The sequence below is a fragment of the Streptomyces odonnellii genome (assembly GCF_000981895.1).
GTDB classification, from domain to species: domain Bacteria; phylum Actinomycetota; class Actinomycetes; order Streptomycetales; family Streptomycetaceae; genus Streptomyces; species Streptomyces odonnellii.
The window spans coordinates 1-18,181 of sequence record NZ_LATD01000224.1; the positions used below are offsets into that span (position 1 = coordinate 1).

Sequence of the window (18,181 nt, forward strand, 5' to 3'; positions counted from 1 at the left end):
CCGCTCGCTGCTCACCGCGCCCCGGGTCCCGACCGTCGGTATCGACATTGGCGGTACGAAGGTGATGGCCGGGGTCGTCGACCCGGACGGCAACATCCTGGAGAAGCTCCGCACGGAGACTCCGGACAAGTCCAAGAGTCCGCGGGTTGTCGAGGACACCATCGTGGAGCTGGTTCTTGATCTCTCCGACCGTCACGATGTGCATGCTGTGGGCATCGGTGCGGCCGGCTGGGTCGATGCGGACCGGTCCAAGGTGCTGTTCGCGCCGCATCTTGCGTGGCGCGACGAACCGCTCAGGGATGCGCTCTCCGCCCGGCTCGCTGTCCCGGTGATGGTTGACAACGACGCCAACGCCGCTGCCTGGGCGGAGTGGCGTTTCGGTGCGGGGCGCGGCGAGGACCATCTCGTCATGATCACGCTCGGTACCGGGATCGGCGGGGCCATCCTGGAGGACGGCCGGGTCAAGCGCGGCAAGTACGGGGTCGCCGGTGAGTTCGGCCATATGCAGGTCGTACCGGGCGGGCACCGCTGCCCGTGCGGCAACCGGGGCTGCTGGGAGCAGTACAGCTCGGGTAACGCGCTCGTGCGGGAGGCCAGGGAGCTGGCCGCCGCGGACTCGCCGGTCGCGTACAGCATCATCGACCGGGTCAAGGGCAATGTGCAGGACATCACGGGCCCGTTGATCACCGAGCTCGCGCGTGAGGGCGACGCCATGTGTGTCGAGCTGTTCCAGGACATCGGCCAGTGGCTCGGTGTCGGCATCGCCAATCTGGCCGCTGCCCTCGATCCGTCCTGCTTTGTCATCGGCGGCGGGGTCAGCGCGGCCGACGATCTGCTGATCGGCCCGGCCCGTGACGCCTTCCGCCGCCATCTCACCGGCCGCGGCTACCGCCCCGAGGCCAGGATCACCAAGGCGCAGCTCGGCCCGGAGGCCGGCATGGTCGGAGCCGCCGATCTCTCCCGGCTGGTGGCCAGGCGCTTCCGCCGCGCCAAGCGCCGCCGTGTGGAGCGCCATGAGCGGTACGAGCGCTACGCCCAGGCCATCCGCACTCCTCGTACGAGCCAGGAACCGCCGTCATGACGCTGTCCCGACCGCTGCCGGCCACGGACGAGGCCGGGAAACCGCCGGAGGAGCGGCGGCACCGCAACCGGCGGCGCTGGCTGACGGCCATCGTGATCGTGCTGCTCATCGGTATCCCGGCCGGCTATCTGGTGATCTCCGCGGGGCAGAGCCGGGAGAGCGGCCGGGACAAGGAGGCCGAGTCCTCCGCCACCGGACTCCAGCATGTCCGTCCGTCCAGGATGAAGCGCCGGATCTTCGAGGTGCCGATTCCCGGCGGAGCCACCCGGGTGCGGTACTACGAGACGAGCAACTGGAAGACCAGCAGACTGTACGTACAGTTCGACGTCACCTCCACCCAGCTCGACACCTTCCTCACCGACATGGGCACCGACCGGTCCGCGCTCAAGGACGGCGCCATCACCATCGGGCCGCGCGATCTCCGTACCGTCGGCTGGAACTTCGGGCTGCCGGGCCATGACTGGGCGGGCACCAGCCACCGCCAGAAGGCACCGCGGCCCAGCCAGGACGTGGTGGTCGACCTCACGGAACCGGCCTTCCCCCGGGTGTTCGTCGTCTCCACCACCACCCCCTGACCCCAGCCCGCCCTCGGTGCGCTGGCGTTCGGGTGGTCTCGGTCCGCGGTACCGGGATCACGGCGTCCTCCACGGGAATCATGCAGTGAATTCCCCAGGTGCGGAGTGATGTCGAGCCCCGGCATCGGCCGGGCGCGCTGTGGGGCCGGGAAGGGAACGAGCCATGCCGATCGACCGTCGTGACGTCCTGAAGCTGGGGGGCTCGGTACTGCTGGCCGGGGGCGGCGCCGGTTCGGTCTCGTCCTGCGGTTCCGCGGAGCTGGCAGCGCGGCCCGGTGCGTCGCGCAAGGCGGACTACACGGTGCGGATCGCGAGCGGGCGGGTCGAACTCGCGCCGGGCACGGTCGTCTCCACCACGACCTACAACGGGCAGTTCCCCGGGCCGCTGCTGCGGTTCACCGAAGGCCGTCCGGTGGTGGTCGACATCCACAACGACACCGGCATCCCAGAGCTGTTGCACTGGCACGGCCAGGTGGTTCCGGCGGAGGTGGACGGGGCTTCGGAGGAGGGCACGCCGTTCATTCCCGCGCACGGTATGCGGCGCCAGTCCTTCACGCCAGGACCGTCCGGCTTCCGCTTCTACCACACCCATGTGGCAGCGCTCGGCGACCTCGGCCGGAGCACGTACACCGGGCAGGTGGGCCCCATCTACATCGAGCCGAAACTCGATCCAGGGGCCTACGACCAAGAGGTCTTTCTGACACTGAAGGAGTTCGAGCCGTCTCTCAGCCACGGCGGCGACATGCCCCAGGACTTTCTCGCGGGCTCCGAGGTGCCGGAGCTGAAACGCAAGGGCGAGAAGGCGATGGCCGACTCGCTGGCCCGGGGCATGCCGCACGGCTACGAGGTCGGCTACCGGGTCTTCAGCGTCAACGGCCGCAAACTGGGCCACGGCGAGCCGGTCAGGGTCAAGTCCGGGGAGCGTGTGCTCTTCCACGTACTGAACGCCAGCGCCACCGAGATCCGCAGCCTCGCCCTGCCCGGCCACACGTTCCGCGTGGTTGCGCTCGACGGCAATCCGGTGCCCCGCCCGGCGAACGTGCCCGTGCTGTGGATCGGCACCGCCGAACGTGTCTCAGCCCTGGTGGAGATGGACCACCCGGGCGTGTGGGTACTGGGCGACCTGGCCGACGACGACCGTAAGAACGGGATGGGCACCGTGGTCGAGTACGCCGGCCGCACCGGTTCCGCGCGATGGACCGCACCACCGAAATCCACCTGGGACTACCGGACCTTCGCCCGTAGCGGCGCCACCGCCCAGCGGCCCGACCACACCATGGATCTGCTGGTGGAGAAGCGCAACGCGGCCGACAAGGGATTCAACATCTGGACCCTCAACGGCGTGCCGTTCTCCATGGACACCAACAAGCCCGTGATCGAGGTGGAGCGGGGCAGGCGCTACCGGATGCGGTTCCGTAACGCCACCGACGACATCCACCCTCTCCATCTGCACCGCCACACCTTCGAGGTCACCCACATCGCCGGCACCGCCACCAACGGCCTGCACAAGGACGTCGTCATGCTCGGCGGCTACCAGACCCTCGACTTCGACTTCACCGCGGACCAGCCGGGACTGTCCCTGTTCCACTGCCATCAGCAGCTCCACATGGACTTCGGATTCATGCTCCTGCTGCACTGCGCCTGACCCGGTGGCAAAGACCGGGCCGCCCTACGCCCGGTCCCGCGCGACCGGGCGGAGGCGGGTGAGCAGGTCCCGCCGACCGCTGGCGGACAGACCGAGCTGACCGGCGCGTTCGAGATCGATCAGACCGCTGAGCAAACCGAGCACAGCGCGGGGCGGTCCTTCCAGGACGAGGTCCGGGTCGGTGGCGCGGCCGAGCCGGGTGTGGACCTGGCCGTTCCGCAGCTCTATGACGGCCGACTCGCCGGACGCGACGAGCTGAATGACCGCGGGCGGGGCGTCCGGCTCGTCGTCGGTGGTGAACCACTCCGGGGCGTAGGCCAGCCACCGTGCCTGGAACGCGTCGTCCGGCCGTTCCTCGGCCATGAACCGGAGCCCCCACAGCCCGAGTGCCTTCAGGACCGGCTCCAGTTCCAGACCGGACTCGGTCAGCCGGTAGAGGACGGTGGCGATCGGCGGCGGGGCGTCCTCGCGACTCAGCAGCCCGGCGGACTCGAGTTCCTTGAGGCGGGCCGACAGCAGATTCGCCGCGATACCCGGCAGCCCGTTCTTGAGGTCCGTGAACCGGCACGGGCCTTGCAACAGCAGCTCGCGGGCGATCAGCAGCGTCCAGCGGTCCCCCACCACGTCGAGGGCCCGGGCGATCGAGCAGTACTGACCATAGCTCCGCATGCGCCCAGCGTACGGCAAGAGCTAAAGTGATTGGTATAGAAAATCAACCAGCCAGGTGTAATCTTCCACCATGACTCGTACGTCATCGAAACCACTGATGCTCGTCGCCCTCCTCACGGCGTCGTTCGTGATCAACCTCGACACCACGCTCGTCAACGTGGCGCTACCGACCCTTTCGCTCGAACTGGACACCTCCACCGCCGAGCTGCAGTGGGTCGTGGACGCCTACAACCTCGTGTTCGCGGCCTTGTTGCTGACCTCGGGGAGCCTGTCCGACCGCTTCGGCCGCAAGGGCATGCTGATGGCCGGTCTGCTGGTGTTCGGCGTGGCCAGCTTCGTCGGCGGATACGCCGGCTCGCCGGAGGAGCTGATCGCGGCCCGGGCCGTGATGGGCGTGGGCGCCGCGATGACCTTCCCGGGCACACTCGCACTGCTCACCGGCGCCTTCACCAGCCGCAAGGAGCGGGCGCTGTCCATCGGTCTGTGGGGCGCCACGGCCGGTGTCGCCATCGCGCTGGGGCCGATCGTGGGCGGCTTCCTGCTCCAGCACTACAGCTGGGCGAGCACCTTCTACGTCCTCGGCCCGGTGTCCCTGGCCGTCATCGCGCTGGTGGCCCTGTTCGTCCCCAAGGAGCGCGATCCCGCCCCGCACCGCCTCGACTACCTGGGCCTGGTGCTGTCCGGCGGATTCATGGCACTGCTCGTCTACACCATCATCGAGGCCCCGAACCACGGCTGGTCGTCCGCGACTTCGCTCGCGGGCTTCGCCGGCTCCGTGATCCTGCTGATCGCGTTCATCGTCAGCGAGCGCCGCGCCGACGAGCCGATGCTCGACGTGCGGCTCTTCAAGGACATGCGCTTCAGCGCCGCCAGCGCCGCGGTCACCATCGCGTTCTTCACCCTGCTCGGGTTCATCTTCCTGATCACGCAGTACTTCCAGTTCATCCGCGGCTACAGCGCTCTCTCCACCGGTGTCCACCTGCTGCCGGTCGCGGTCTCCGTCGCCGTGGGATCGACCCTCGGTACGCGGCTGGCGGTCCGTGCCGGCACCAAGGCGATCGTCACCGCCGGGCTGGCCCTCCAGGCGATCTTCTACTTCTGGGTCGCCGGCACCCTCAGCCCGGCGCTCGGCTACGAGATCATCGCCATCCAGATGGTCGTCTACGGCCTGGGCATGGGCCTGACCTCCGCGCCCGCGACCGAGTCCATCATGGGAGCGGTCGCAGCCGACAAGGCCGGCGTCGGGTCCGCCATCAACGACTCCACCCGGCTGCTCGGCGGAACGCTCGGTGTCGCGGTCATCGGCAGCGTCTACGCCACGCTGTACGACTCACGGCTCACCAGCGCCCTCCCACCGCTGCCCTCCGGGCTGACGGACCTCGCCCATCAGTCCGTCGGAGCGGCGTTCGGTGTCTCCGGCCAGTTCGCCGCCGACCGGCCCGCTCTGGCCCAGGCCGTACACCAGGCCGCGAGCGACGCCTTCCACGACGGACTCAGTCTCGGCTGCGTCGTGGCCGGACTCGTCGCGGTCGCCGGCGCGCTGCTCGCAGTCGCCTTCCTCCCCGCCCAGCCCCCGCAGCAGCCCGAACCGGACGACGCGGCCGAGCCGGCCGACACCACCGGCCACCGAGAGGCCGCGGTTCGATGACTCAGGCTGAACCGACAGGTACGACACCGGCAATCAGGTACGGAAAGAGGTGACCGCGATGGTTGACGTGCCCGTCTATGTCTGGGTGCTCACTCTCGCCGGAATAGCCGGTCTGGTCGGGTCGACCAGCCTTGTGCTGTATCGAGGTGCCGAGCTGGCCGGGCTCGGTCGCCGCCGTGCGGTCGGGCTCGGTGTGAGTTCGGCGGTGCTGCTCGGTGGCTGGTTCACGGTCAGCGGGTTGATCGCCGCGAACGGCTGGTATCTGAACAAACCCGGGCGGCCTCCCGGGCTGCCGATCGCTTTTGCCGCCGTACTGATCGCCCTGCTGGCCGCCACCCTGATTCCCGTGGTGGCTCGTGCTCTCGCCGCCCCCGGCATGCTCAGCCGTCTTGAACAGCCGCACACGTTCCGAGTGGTCGGGGTGGTGTTCCTGATCATGATGGCCCTCGGCCATCTGCCGCCGCTGTTCGCCCTGCCTGCCGGACTGGGCGACATCGCGACCGGGCTCGCCGCGCCCTTCGTCGCCCGCCGGATCGCGAAGGGCACCAGTCGCAGGACCGCGGTGCGGTTCAATGTGCTGGGCATGATCGATCTCGTCGCGGCGCTGAGCCTGGCGATCCTGATCGGCAATCACGTCCTCGACGTGACCCCTTCCACACAGGCGATCACCCAACTGCCGCTCGCCCTGATCCCCACGGCCGCCGTCCCGCTGCTGTTCACGCTGCACATCACGTCCCTGCGGCGGCTGGCCGCCCTCGGACGGACGGGACGCGTCATGACGAGCGGCGTCGGCGCCGGTCTCGGCTACCGCTGAACGTGTTCGGCGCGGTGTGACTGTCAGGCGTGCAGGGCGCCGGTGCCCAGCAGGCCGAACAGGAGCACGCCGATGATGATCCGGTAGAGGACGAACGCGTTGAAGGAATGCTTGGCGACGAACTTGAGCAGCCACGCGATCGAGGCGTAGGCGACCGCGAAGGACACGGCGGTACCGACGATCAGCGGGAGGGCGTCCACTCCGGTGCCGAGGGCGTCCTTCAGCTCGTACAGTCCGGCGCCGGTCAGTGCGGGGATGCCGAGGAAGAAGGACAGGCGGGTGGCGGCCACCCGTTCGAGGTCGAGGATGAGGCCGGTCGACATGGTGGCGCCCGAGCGGGAGAAGCCGGGGAAGAGCAGGGCGAGGATCTGCGAGGATCCGACGAGCATGGCGTCCTTGACGGAGACGTCGTCCTCGCCGCGCTTGTGCCGGCCCATCTGGTCGGCCGCCCACATGAGGCCGCTCCCGACGATCAGCGATCCGGCCACCACCCACAGCGAGGCCAGCGGGCCTTCGATCAACGGCTTGGCCGCGAGTCCGACGGCGACGATCGGGACGGTGGCGTAGATGACCCACCACGCGAACTTGTAGTCGTGGTGGTACCGCTCCTCGCGGTTGGCGAGTCCCCGTCCCCAGGCCCTCACGATCCGCACGATGTCCTTGAAGAAGTACAGCAGTACGGCCGCGATCGCCCCGACCTGGATCACCGCGGTGAACGCGACCACGGCCTTGTCGTCCACGGGGATGCCCATCAGCCCTTCGGTGATCTTCAGATGGCCGGTGGACGAGACCGGCAGGAACTCCGTCACCCCCTCCACGACGCCCAGGACGACGGCCTCTCCCACACTGATCGCGCTCACGTGCTTTCACCTTCGGTCGGTTGGACGGCGCCGGCCTTCCGGCGGCGGTGGACGAGGGCCCACTGCTGCCCTGCCGCCGCCGCGCCCACCGCACATGAGGCATCCTGTCGGTACAGGTCGGCGCGGCGGCGAAGCCGGGAGTCGCGGAACACCGGATGACACAGTAACTTCTATTCGCGAATAGAAGTTACTGGTGACTGTAGACGACGCGTGGAGGGAGGTCGACCGTGGGCGCTCACGAACGGCTCCCCGGGTCCGGCGGCAGACGGCGGGCGAACGGCGCCCTGGAGGCCGAGATCCTGGCCATACTGCACACCGCCGACCAGGCGCTCACCCCCGGCGAGGTGGTCGAAGGACTGGCCGCGCCCCTCGGCCACACCACAGTGGCCACCACCCTGGCCCGCCTCCACACCCGCGGAATACTGGAGCGCACCCCGCGGGGACGCGGCTACGCCTACACCCCCGTCACCGACGAGCCGGGACTGACCGCCAAGCACATGCACCAGGTCATGGAAGGCGGAAGCGACCGCGCGTCGGTCCTCACCCGCTTCGTCGGCGAACTGTCCGACGACGACGAGGATCTGCTGCGCCGCCTGCTCGGCACCCAGGAGTAGAGAGCCGCCGTCAGCCATGCATCTGGCCGTCTACCTGCCACTGCTCTTCCCCGCCCTGGCGGGCCTGAGCGCCGGCCCGCTGGCCCGTCGGCTGGAGCCGCGCCTCGCGACCTGGCTGCTGACCGCCGCCGGTCTGGTCCTCGCCGCCTCCAGCACCGTGGTGCTGGGCCTGCTCGCGTTGGCCGGTCTGGTCCGTATCCCGCTCGTCGCCTCCCTCAAGGGCTACTCGCCGGAGGTGATCGACCGTCAGGACCCTGCCGCGTGGCCGGCCGCCCTCGCGGGCGCCGTCCTGCTCGCTCTCGCGGTCCTCGCCGCCGTCCGCATGGCCGCACGCCGGGCCGGAGCCTTGTGGTCCGCGGCCCTGGAGGCGGCCTGTCTGCCCGGCCCCGGCCGGGTCGTGATCACCGACGACCCCGGTGCCGACGCCTACGCCATGCCGGGACTGCCCGGCCGTATCGTCATCTCCCACGGCATGCTGGACGCCCTCGATGCCGCCGGACACGAAATCCTTCTCGTCCACGAACGCGCTCACCTCGACCACCACCACTACGCGTTCGTCTCCCTCGCGCAGCTCTCCGCCGCCGCCAACCCCCTGCTGCGGCCCCTGGCCGACACCGTCGCGTACACCGTCGAACGCTGGGCCGACGAGCACGCCGCGCACCGCACCGGCGACCGTCGCGCGGTCGCCGAAACCGTCGCGCGGGCCGCTGTCGCCGCCAAGCGCAGCCGGGGCGGAGGCCGCGTCCCCGGCGCCGCGCTCGGCATGCTGGGCCGCCGTACCGCCCCGGGCCTCGTGCCACGCCGCGTCGCCGCTCTTCTCGCGCCCCCGCCCCAGAGCCCGCCTCTGCTGCTCGTTGCCGCCGCGGCGCTGCTCGCGGCCAGCAGTCTGTGCGCCCTGGAAGCCGCTCACGACCTCCACCGGTTCCTGGAACTCGCACACGCCCGCTGAGGCCTAAGCGGGTGCTCACCCATGGCGCGTCGCCGTAGTGGGGGTCGCGCTCGCGACCGCTCCCGGCGGGGCCGCTTGTACGATGCACGCGCGAGTCGCTTCACGGTACCCCCACCCCCTCCCGTGAGGAATTGTGAGATATGGGAGCGTGAGCGGGTGAGTGAGACGATGACCAAGACCCTGCAATACCGCATGGACGGCCCGGAGGACGCCCCCGTCCTGGTCCTCGGGCCTTCCCTCGGCACCACCTGGCACATGTGGGACCGGCAGGTGCCCGAGCTGGCCCGTCAGTGGCGGGTGATCCGTTACGACCTGCCGGGCCACGGCGGCGCGCCCGCGCACCCCGCCACCAGCATTCCCGAGCTGGCGGAACGGCTGCTGACCACGCTCGACGGGCTCGGGGTGCAGCGCTTCGGATACGTGGGCTGCTCCATCGGCGGCGCCGTCGGAGCCGAGCTGGCGCTGCGCAGGCCCGACCGGATCGCCTCGCTCGCGGTGGTGGCCGCCTCGCCCCGGTTCGGCACGGCCGACGAGTTCCGGCAGCGCGGGGTGATCGTACGGGCCAACGGTCTCGACCCGATGGCACGTACCGCGCCCGAGCGCTGGTTCACCGGGCACTTCGCCGCCGCCCAGCCGGCCATCGTCGAATGGGCCGTCCAGATGGTCCGTACCACCGACCCCGGCTGCTACATAGCCGCCTGCGAGGCGCTCGCCGCCTTCGACATCCGCGCCGAGCTGGGCCGTATCGCCGTACCGACACTGGTCCTCGTCGGCGCGGAGGACAAGGTCACAGGACCGGCCGAGGCTCGCACCCTGGTCGCGGGGATACCGGACGCCCGGCTCGCGCTGGTGCCCGGCGCCTCCCATCTCGCGCCGGTCGAGCAGCCCGCCGCCGTGACCGATCTGCTCGTCCACCACTTCTCCACCGCCTGGTACAACCCGTCCGACACCTCCACCGGTCTGACCGTGCTGCCCGACCGGATGCTCCAGCCCGCCGTCGCCGCGCCGGCCGGGCCGGTCGCCGAGGCCGCCCCCGCCGAGCAGCCCCGGGCCGTCTCCGCCGCGCGGCCGGACCCGTACGAGGCGGGCATGCGGGTACGCCGCCAGGTCCTCGGGGACGCCCATGTGGACCGGGCCATGGCCGGCGCGGACGACTTCGCCGGCGACTTCCAGGAGCTGATCACCCGCTACGCCTGGGGCGAGGTGTGGACCAGGGAGGGCCTGGACCGGCGCACCCGTAGCGCGGTCACCCTGACCGCGCTGGTCGCCGGCGGACACATGGAGGAGCTGGCCTTCCACACCCGGGCCGCCCTGCGCAACGGCCTCACCCCCGACGAGATCAAGGAAGTGCTGCTCCAGTCGGCCGTCTACTGCGGGGTTCCGGCCGCGAACACGGCGTTCCGGGTGGTGCGGACCGTGATCCAGGAGGAGACGAGACCCGAGGCGTAGGACGATGGCGTAAGGAGCACCGCGGGAGAGGTGCCCCCGAGGGGACCCGGCGAGAGGCGCCCGGCGGAAGTGGCCCGCCGAACCCCAGAGGCATCCATCCCGCCAGAGACATCCACCCAGAGACCAGAGAAGAGGCGGTCACCGGTGAAGCTCATCAAGAAGAAGCACTCCTGCGTCCGGCTGGAGAAGGACGGGCACACCCTGGTCGTCGACCCCGGTGTCTTCACCGAGGAGGACGCTGCCGTCGGCGCGGACGCCGTCCTCATCACCCATGAGCACCCCGACCACTTCGAGGAGGGCCGGCTGCGCGCGGCCCTGGAGGCCAATCCGGCGGCCGAGCTGTGGACGCTGCGCAGCGTCGCCGAGCAGGTCTCCGCCGCCTTCCCCGGCCGGGTGCACACCGTCGGCCACGGCGATCACTTCACGGCGGCCGGATTCGACGTACAGGTGCACGGCGAGCTGCATGCCGTGATCCATCCGGAGATCCCGCGGATCACCAATGTCGGCTTCCTCGTGGACGGCTCGGTCTTCCACCCCGGCGACGCGCTCACCGTCCCCGACGAGCCGGTCGAGACGCTGATGCTCCCCGTGATGGCGCCCTGGAACAAGATCGCCGAGGTGATCGAGTACGTACGGGAGGTCAAGCCGCTGCGTACGTACGACATCCATGACGCGCTGCTGACCGAGCTGGCCCGGCCCATCTACGACACCCATCTCACCAATCTGAGCGGCGCCGACCACGCCAGGCTCGCACCGGGCGGCTCGGCCGAGATCTGAAGGGGGCAGCCCAGATCTGACGGAAGCCGACGGAAGCTGACGGGATCCGACGAGATCTGACGGGACCTGACGGGACCTGACGGGGTCCGGCCCGTGGCCGGACGGTCCCGCGGGCTCCGCCGATCCGGCCGGACACCGACTGTCCGACCCCGCCGATAGGCTGTCCGCATGCGCATCGCGACCTGGAATGTCAATTCGATCACCGCTCGGCTGCCCCGGCTGCTGGCCTGGCTGGAGAGCAGCGGCACGGATGTGCTGTGCGTCCAGGAGACCAAGTGCACCGCGGAGCAGTTCCCCGCCGACCCGCTGCGTGAGCTGGGATACGAGTCCGCGGTGCACGCGGACGGGCGGTGGAACGGAGTGGCGCTGATCTCCCGGGCCGGACTGTCGGACGTCGTCAGGGGCCTGCCCGAGGGGCCGCAGTACGAGGGCGTGGCGGAGCCGCGCGCCATCTCCGCGACCTGCGGCCCGGTCCGCCTCTGGTCGGTCTATGTGCCCAACGGCCGCGAGGTCGGCCATGACCACTACGCGTACAAACTGCGCTGGTTCGAGGCGCTGCGGAAGGCGGTCGCGGACGATACGGCGGGCGCGCGCCCGTTCGCGGTCCTCGGCGACTTCAATGTCGCGCCGGCCGACGACGACGTCTGGGACATCTCGCGCTTCGAGGGCGCCACCCATGTCACCCCGGCCGAGCGCGCCGCGCTGGCGGCCCTGCGTGAGGAGGGGCTCTCGGACGTGGTGCCCCGCCCGCTCAAGTACGACCACCCGTACACCTACTGGGACTACCGCGAGCTGGGCTTCCCCAAGAACAAGGGCATGCGCATCGACCTGGTCTACGGCAACGGGCCGTTCGCGGCGGCCGTCAAGGACAGCTATGTCGACCGCGAGGAGCGCAAGGGCAAGGGCGCCTCGGACCACGCCCCGGTCGTCGTCGACCTCGACATCTAGACAGGACACGTTCCAGCGGGCGTCCAGGCGCCACCGTCCCGCGTGCCCCATGGTGGAGCGGCGGGGGGAGTGGCACTCTGAGCGGTATGAACATTCCTTTTCTGGACAACTGGCGCAAGCGGCACGGCGGTGATCGCGGCACCTCGCTCGCCGCCGCCGTCCGCGGCGAGCCGGAGGGGGTGGCCGAGCTGCTCTCCGAGTGCGAGCTGCTCCGTGTCCGGGCGGGACGGGAAGGTCTCCAACTGGACGACTCCCCGGCCTCGTTGGAGGCGCTCGACCAGTTGCCGCCGCGCTGGCGCGACGACCCCGAGGAGCTGCCCTGGCTGGGCAATGACGCGGGGCTCTATCTCGGCACGGTGATCGTTCGTACGGTCCCCGGCGCGGTCTGGCACATCTGGCCGGGCGGACACCCGGTGGTGCGGCTGGCGTCGGGGCGCGAGCTCCAGGTGGTCGAGGCCGGTCTCGACTGGGCGGTCAACGGCGCGCCCGAGCTGTCCCAGGTGTACGCGGAGGCGGCAGAGGCCTGACGCCGCAGATGGCCGTCGACACGCGTACGCGTACGCATACGAAACGAACCCTGACGGCACTGGCGCTCGCCCCGCTCGTGCTTCTGGCCGCCGCTTCCGGCGCCGGCTGCGGCAGGGCCGGCAGCCCGCCGGTCAAGGGGCCCGCCCCCGGCTCACTGCCCCGCTACCGGGTCGACCCCGCCGTCCGGCTCCCCGCCTCGCCCACCTGGTCCGCCGCGAAGAGGCGCGGGCATCTGGTCGTCGGCGCCAAGGAGGACCAGCCGTACGTGGGCGAGAAGGACCCCGCCACCGGTGTCTACTCCGGCTTCGACATCGAGATCGCGAAAATGACCGCGGCCTCCCTCGGCTTCGCCCCGGACGAGATCCGCTTCCGTACGATCGCCTCCGCGAACCGCGAAACCGCTCTGCAGAACGGTCAGATCGACTACTACGTCGGCACATACACCATCAACGCCAAGCGCAAGAAGCTCGTCGGCTTCGCCGGCCCCTACTATCTGGCCGGCCAGTCCCTCCTCGTACGGACCGACGAGCACGGCATCGAAGGCCCGCGCGACCTCGACGGCAAACGCGTCTGCTCGGCCGCGGGCTCCACCCCGTACCAGCGGATCAAGGACGACTACCCGCGCGCCGAACTCGTCTCGTACGACACCTACTCGGTCTGCGTGGACAATCTGCTGACCTTCCAGGTCGACGCAGTCACCACCGACGACACCATTCTGATGGGCTACGCCGCCAAGGTGCCCGACGCGCTGAAGGTGGTCGGCAGGCCCTTCTCGAAGGAGCCGTACGGCATCGGCGTCCCGCGCGGCGACACCGCCCTGCGGTTCGCGCTCGACGACGCCATCGCGGCGCGCGAGCGGAACGGCGACTGGCGCAGGGCGTACGACGCGACCCTCGGTCTGTCCGGCCGCGCGCCGGCGCCGCCCCCGCCCATCGACCGCTACCCGGCGAAGTGAGGCTGCCGCCTTGGACGTACTGACCGAGAACTTCTCCCTCTACGGCGAGGGCTTCCTCGGCACGGTCGAGCTGACGGTCTACGCCTCGCTGCTCGCGCTGGCCCTCGGATTCCTGATGGCCTCCTGCCGGGTGGCGCCCGTACGGTCGCTCCGGGCGATCGGCACCGTATGGGTGACCGTGCTCCGCAACACCCCGCTGACCCTGCTCTTCTTCGCGGTCCTGCTCGGTCTGCCGCGCTTCGGGCTCGTACTGCCCTTCCAGCTCTTCGCGGTCCTCGCGCTCGGCTGCTACACCTCGGCGTTCATCTGCGAGGTGCTGCGCTCGGGCATCGGCACCGTGCCGAAGGGACAGGGAGAGGCGGCCCGCGGTCTCGGGATGACCTTCGGCCAGACCCTGGGCGCGGTGATCCTGCCGCAGGCGTTCCGTACGGTCATCCCGCCCATCGGCTCGACGCTGATCGCCCTCGCCAAGAACTCGGCGATCGCGGGCGCGTTCAGCGTCACGGAACTGCTCGGCACCTACAAGACCCTCAATGAGAGGGGTTTCAGCATCATCTGGACCTTCGTATGGATCGCGGCCGGCTATCTGGTCATCACGCTGGCCATCAGCGCGCTGTTCAATGTGCTGGAGAAGCGCTGGGGACTGGTCCGGTGAGCCCCATGAGCCCGGTGAGTCCCGTGGGTACGGTGCGGCCGGTGGCGGCCGAGTCGACAGCCCTCTACGACATCCCCGGCCCCAAGGCGCTCCGACGCCACCGACTGTACGGTTTCGCGGCGACGGCCGCGATCATCGCGCTGCTCGCCTGGGCGGTCCAGCTCCTCTTCGCCACCGGGCAGTTCACCGCCGTCAAGTGGCGGCCCTTCGCCTACCAGGGCATCCAGGAACTGTTGCTGCGCGGACTCGCCAACACCCTGCTGGCCTTCGCCTGTGCCGCGGTGCTCTCGCTGGTCCTCGGCGGTGTCCTCGCCTGCGGCCGGCTTTCCGAGCACCGGCCCGTACGGTGGCTCGCCACCGCCGTGGTGGAGTTCTTCCGCGCCATGCCCGTGCTGGTGATGATCTTCTTCATCTTCGTGGCGCTCCAGGTACGCGCCCTGCCCGCGCTGGTGGCGGGGCTGACGCTGTACAACGGCTCCGTGCTCGCCGAGGTGTTCCGCACCGGAGTCAACTCGGTGGAGCGCGGGCAGCGGGAGGCCGCGTACGCCCTCGGCCTGCGCAAGACGCAGGTCATGACGTACGTCCTGGTGCCGCAGGCGGTCCGCGCGATGCTGCCCACGATCATCAGCCAGCTCGTGGTCGCGCTCAAGGACACCTCGCTCGGCTATCTGATCACCTACGAGGAGTTCCTCCACGCGGGAAAGCTCATCGCCTCGAATCTCGACTACGACGTGCCGTTCATCCCGGTGGTGATGGTGATCTCGCCGGTCTACATCGGGATGTGCATGCTGCTCTCGTGGTGTGCCCACAGGCTCAGACGGCGGGCTCCCGGGCCGCGCGGGTCACGTCGGCGACCAGTTCCACCACATCAGGCCCGTACGCCTGCGAGTTGACCACCTTCAGCAGCAGGCAGAACGAGGAGTCGCCGTACTTGCGGGCCAGCCGCTCGTGGTGGCGGGCCAGATAGCGCGAGGCGGCCTGGTTGGTGATGGCGCGCTGGCCGCAGAAGAGGAAGACGGGCCGCGCCCCCTCGCCGGCGGTCAGCCGCGCCAGCAGCACATGCTCCGCGACACCCGGCTCGACGGGATAGCGCTCGGTACCGATCTGGAAGGCGCCCCGGTCGGCCTTGGACTCGGGGTCGGTGGTCACCTTGACGCCGGGCAGCAGCGAGCTGAGATGAGCGGCCATACGACGGTTGGTGGCGGGGCCGCCCAGGCAGAATTCCGTACGCTCACCGAACCCCTGCCGTGCGGTGTCGTGCTGGATGATCTCCGCGTGCGCGCCGCAGTCCTTGATCAGGGCGGCCAGTTCCAGCAGCGCGAACACGTCGTGGCGGTGCACGGCACCGTCGCCGCCCGCCTCGCGATTGACGACCAGCAGGCACTCCGAGTTCTTCGGCAGCCCGAAGAACGCCTGCTTGCGGCGGAGCTTGCGGCGCCAGAGAGAGGTACGGACGATCCAGCCCAGAGCGGCGCCGACGCCCGCGGCGACCACGCCCAGCACGATGTTGCGTATGTCGTCAGTCATGGGCGCGCATCGTATAGGCACCACACGAACATCGTTCGAGACGGTCCTGACGGCGCGGGGGTGCTGAAGTTACGCTGCCCCGACAGTTCTTGACTGGAGGTACGGATGCGTCGCTCCGCCGCGTGGAATGTCTCGGTTCTGGCCGTCACCACCGCTGCCCTGCTCTCGGCCTGTGCGCCCGCGCCGCCGTCCTCGGTCTCGGCGGCGCCGGGCCCGAGCACGGCGAGGACACCCGTGAAGACGCCGGTGGCGGCGGGGTACGGGGGCGCGGTCGCCAGCGTTGACGCGGACGCGTCGGCCGCCGGGATCGAGGTGCTCAGGCAGGGCGGCAACGCGGTGGACGCCGCGGTGGCCACCGCCGCCGCCCTCGGCGTCACCGAGCCGTACTCCGCGGGCATCGGCGGGGGCGGCTACTTCGTCTACTACGACGCCAAGTCCCGTACGGTACGGACCATCGACGGTCGTGAGACCGCGCCGAAGTCCGCCGGCACCTCGCTCTTCCTGGAGGACGGCAAGCCGATCCCGTTCGCCGACGCGGTCACCAGCGGCCGGAGCGTCGGCACGCCAGGAACCCCCGCCACCTGGGACACCGCGCTCGACGAGTGGGGGAGCAGGCCGCTCGGGCAACTGCTCAAGCCCGCGGAGCGGCTGGCGAGGAACGGCTTCACCGTCGACGAGACCTTCCGATCGCAGACCCAGGCCAACCAGGCGCGGTTCGCGGACTTCCCGGCCTCGGCCCGGCTCTTCCTGCCCGGCGGCCGGTTGCCCGTCGTCGGCTCGGTCTTCAAGAACCCCGATCTGGCCCGTACGTATGAGGAACTGGGGCGCAAGGGCACCGACGCGCTCTACCACGGCAAGCTGGCCGAGGACATCGTCCGTACGGTGCGCAAGCCGCCCGTCGACCCCGCCTCGACCCGGGTCGTGCGCTCCGGCGACCTCACCACCCGGGACCTGGCCGCGTACCGGACCAAGCGGCAGGCGCCGACGAAGGTCTCGTACCGCGGTCTCGACGTGTACGGCATCGCGCCGTCGTCCTCGGGCGGTACGAGCGTCGGCGAGGCGCTCAACATCCTTGAGGGTACGAACCTTTCACGGGCGAGCGAGGCGGCCTATCTGCACCGGTTCATCGAGGCGAGCCGGATCGCGTTCGCCGACCGGGGCCGCTGGGTCGGCGACCCGGCCTTCGAGGACGTACCGGTCAAGGAGCTGCTGTCGCAGCGGTTCGCGGACTCGCGCGCCTGCCTGATCAAGGACGACGCGGTCCTCAAGAGCCCGCTCGCGCCCGCCGATCCGCGGCATCCCACGCCGTGCGCGGCCCGCGGGACCGCGGCGCCGACGACGTACGAGGGCGAGAACACCACGCATCTCACGGCGGCGGACAAGTGGGGCAATGTCGTCGCGTACACGCTGACGATCGAGTCGACCGGCGGCAGCGCGATCACCGTGCCGGGGCGCGGTTTCCTGCTCAACAACGAGCTGACGGACTTCTCCTTCGCCCCGGCCAACCCGGCGGTCCACGACCCGAATCTGCCGGGGCCGGGGAAGCGCCCCCGTTCGTCCATCTCCCCGACGATCGTGCTCGACGCGCACGGCCGGCCGGTGCTGGCGCTCGGCTCGCCGGGCGGAGCGACCATCATCACCACCGTGCTCCAGACCCTGACCGGCCATCTGGACCGGGGGCTGCCGCTGGTCGACGCGATCGCGGCCCCGCGCGCCAGCCAGCGGAACGGGGCGGCGACGGAGCTGGAGCCGGGGCTGTGGAACAGCCCGGTGCGCGGGCAACTGGAGGCGCTGGGGCACGTGTTCACACAGAACCCGGAGATCGGCGCGGCGACCGGGGTGCAGCGGCTGCCGGACGGCCGCTGGCTGGCGGCGGCGGAGAAGGTCCGCAGGGGCGGCGGCTCGGCGATGGTGGTGCAGCCGTCGGGCGGCAAGCGCTGAGGTGTGTCGTTGTGCGCCGGACGGGACCGGGCAGCCCGGCCCGCGGCCCGTCCGGCGCGCGGCCTCGCCAGGTCCACAGCCGGCCGGGCCTCGGGCCCTGCCCGGGCCCGTCCGGCGCCTGGGTCCGGGGCCTCGTCAGGCCTTCTGCCACTTGGTCCCGGGCCTTCCGCCACCTGGTCCCGGCCTTCCACCACCGGGTCCCCGGCCCATTCGCCACCTGGTCCCGGGCCGTTCGCTCAGAGCGCCGTCAGGATCCTGGGGCCGTCGTCCGTGATCGCGACCGTGTGCTCCGCGTGGGACGCCCGGCTGGAGTCCAGGGTGCGGATCGTCCAGCCGTCCCGCGCCGTGAAGTGCTGGTCCGTACCGCTGCCGATCAGCATCGGCTCGATCGCCAGCACCATCCCGTGGCGCAGCGGCAGACCGCGCCCCGCCCGCCCCTCGTTCGGCACCCCCGGGTCCTCGTGCATCGAGCGGCCCACCCCGCGGCCGCCGAAGCCGTCCGGGATGCCGTAGCCGGCCGAGCGGCAGACCCGCCCGAGCGCGTGG

The 18,181-nt window shown here is 70.5% G+C and carries 19 protein-coding genes; 15 read left to right on the top strand and 4 right to left on the bottom strand.

Annotated elements, in window-relative coordinates:
• The 3 genes from WH07_RS20975 to WH07_RS20985 all read left to right on the top strand — a co-directional run.
• The coding region (locus tag WH07_RS20975) for an ROK family glucokinase (RefSeq protein WP_046502208.1) at positions 1-1,081 on the top strand (1,081 nt) is incomplete at its 5' end.
• Positions 1,078-1,656 carry a hypothetical protein gene (locus WH07_RS20980; RefSeq protein ID WP_046502210.1) on the top strand — a complete coding sequence of 193 codons (579 nt, stop codon included), beginning with the start codon at positions 1,078-1,080 and terminating at the stop codon, positions 1,654-1,656. The genes WH07_RS20975 and WH07_RS20980, both read left to right, overlap by 4 nt.
• A gap of 163 nt (positions 1,657-1,819) precedes the next feature.
• Positions 1,820-3,301 (top strand): multicopper oxidase family protein, encoded by a 1,482-nt coding sequence (locus tag WH07_RS20985; RefSeq protein ID WP_052744494.1) that lies wholly within the window; start codon positions 1,820-1,822, stop codon positions 3,299-3,301.
• 24 nt (positions 3,302-3,325) lie between these two features.
• Here WH07_RS20985 and WH07_RS20990 read toward each other — a convergent pair whose 3' ends face one another.
• Positions 3,326-3,970 carry a winged helix-turn-helix transcriptional regulator gene (locus tag WH07_RS20990; protein ID WP_046502213.1) on the bottom strand — a complete coding sequence of 215 codons (645 nt, stop codon included), beginning with the start codon at positions 3,968-3,970 and terminating at the stop codon, positions 3,326-3,328.
• Positions 3,971-4,040: 70 nt separating this feature from the next.
• On the opposite strand from WH07_RS20990, the gene WH07_RS20995 reads away from it, so the two are divergent.
• Positions 4,041-5,618, top strand: coding sequence for a DHA2 family efflux MFS transporter permease subunit (locus WH07_RS20995; RefSeq protein ID WP_046502215.1), 1,578 nt, complete (start codon positions 4,041-4,043; stop codon positions 5,616-5,618).
• 58 nt (positions 5,619-5,676) lie between these two features.
• Positions 5,677-6,432, top strand: coding sequence for a hypothetical protein (locus WH07_RS21000; protein WP_157877399.1), 756 nt, complete (start codon positions 5,677-5,679; stop codon positions 6,430-6,432).
• Positions 6,433-6,455: 23 nt separating this feature from the next.
• Here the strand turns inward: WH07_RS21000 and WH07_RS21005 are convergent, their stop codons facing one another.
• Positions 6,456-7,292: an undecaprenyl-diphosphate phosphatase gene (locus WH07_RS21005; RefSeq protein ID WP_046502220.1), complete on the bottom strand. Its 837-nt coding sequence runs from the start codon at positions 7,290-7,292 to the stop codon at positions 6,456-6,458.
• 227 nt (positions 7,293-7,519) lie between these two features.
• Here WH07_RS21005 and WH07_RS21010 point away from each other — a divergent pair, with 227 nt between their 5' ends.
• The 9 genes from WH07_RS21010 to WH07_RS21050 all read left to right on the top strand — a co-directional run bounded on the left by WH07_RS21010 (position 7,520) and on the right by WH07_RS21050 (position 15,060).
• On the top strand, positions 7,520-7,906 hold the full coding sequence (locus WH07_RS21010) for a BlaI/MecI/CopY family transcriptional regulator (protein ID WP_046502222.1): 387 nt from the start codon (positions 7,520-7,522) through the stop codon (positions 7,904-7,906).
• Between the two features lie 16 nt (positions 7,907-7,922).
• On the top strand, positions 7,923-8,855 hold the full coding sequence (locus tag WH07_RS21015) for a M56 family metallopeptidase (RefSeq protein WP_046502226.1): 933 nt from the start codon (positions 7,923-7,925) through the stop codon (positions 8,853-8,855).
• 156 nt (positions 8,856-9,011) lie between these two features.
• Positions 9,012-10,304, top strand: a complete 1,293-nt coding sequence (gene pcaDC / locus WH07_RS21020) for a bifunctional 3-oxoadipate enol-lactonase/4-carboxymuconolactone decarboxylase PcaDC (protein ID WP_046502229.1) — start codon at positions 9,012-9,014, stop codon at positions 10,302-10,304.
• Between the two features lie 144 nt (positions 10,305-10,448).
• On the top strand, positions 10,449-11,081 hold the full coding sequence (locus tag WH07_RS21025) for an MBL fold metallo-hydrolase (RefSeq protein ID WP_046502230.1): 633 nt from the start codon (positions 10,449-10,451) through the stop codon (positions 11,079-11,081).
• Positions 11,082-11,249: 168 nt separating this feature from the next.
• Complete coding sequence (locus WH07_RS21030) at positions 11,250-12,029, top strand: exodeoxyribonuclease III (RefSeq protein WP_046502233.1); 780 nt, start codon at positions 11,250-11,252, stop codon at positions 12,027-12,029.
• Between the two features lie 86 nt (positions 12,030-12,115).
• Positions 12,116-12,556 (top strand): DUF6278 family protein, encoded by a 441-nt coding sequence (locus WH07_RS21035; protein WP_046502235.1) that lies wholly within the window; start codon positions 12,116-12,118, stop codon positions 12,554-12,556.
• An 8-nt stretch (positions 12,557-12,564) separates the two neighbouring features.
• Positions 12,565-13,512, top strand: a complete 948-nt coding sequence (locus WH07_RS21040) for a glutamate ABC transporter substrate-binding protein (RefSeq protein ID WP_046502238.1) — start codon at positions 12,565-12,567, stop codon at positions 13,510-13,512.
• Positions 13,513-13,522: 10 nt separating this feature from the next.
• Positions 13,523-14,167, top strand: coding sequence for an amino acid ABC transporter permease (locus WH07_RS21045; RefSeq protein WP_046502241.1), 645 nt, complete (start codon positions 13,523-13,525; stop codon positions 14,165-14,167).
• Between the two features lie 5 nt (positions 14,168-14,172).
• Positions 14,173-15,060: an amino acid ABC transporter permease gene (locus tag WH07_RS21050; RefSeq protein ID WP_079023409.1), complete on the top strand. Its 888-nt coding sequence runs from the start codon at positions 14,173-14,175 to the stop codon at positions 15,058-15,060.
• Here the strand turns inward: WH07_RS21050 and WH07_RS21055 are convergent.
• Entirely contained in the window at positions 14,981-15,694 is a 714-nt protein-coding gene (locus WH07_RS21055) for a hypothetical protein (protein WP_046502244.1), read from the bottom strand. The two genes, WH07_RS21050 and WH07_RS21055, sit on opposite strands and share 80 nt — an antisense overlap.
• Before the next feature lie 105 nt (positions 15,695-15,799).
• Here WH07_RS21055 and ggt point away from each other — a divergent pair, with 105 nt between their 5' ends.
• Positions 15,800-17,635 (top strand): gamma-glutamyltransferase, encoded by a 1,836-nt coding sequence (ggt, locus tag WH07_RS21060; RefSeq protein ID WP_046502246.1) that lies wholly within the window; start codon positions 15,800-15,802, stop codon positions 17,633-17,635.
• Between the two features lie 236 nt (positions 17,636-17,871).
• Here ggt and WH07_RS21065 read toward each other — a convergent pair.
• The coding region (locus WH07_RS21065; RefSeq protein ID WP_046502250.1) for a M24 family metallopeptidase at positions 17,872-18,181 on the bottom strand (310 nt) is incomplete at its 5' end.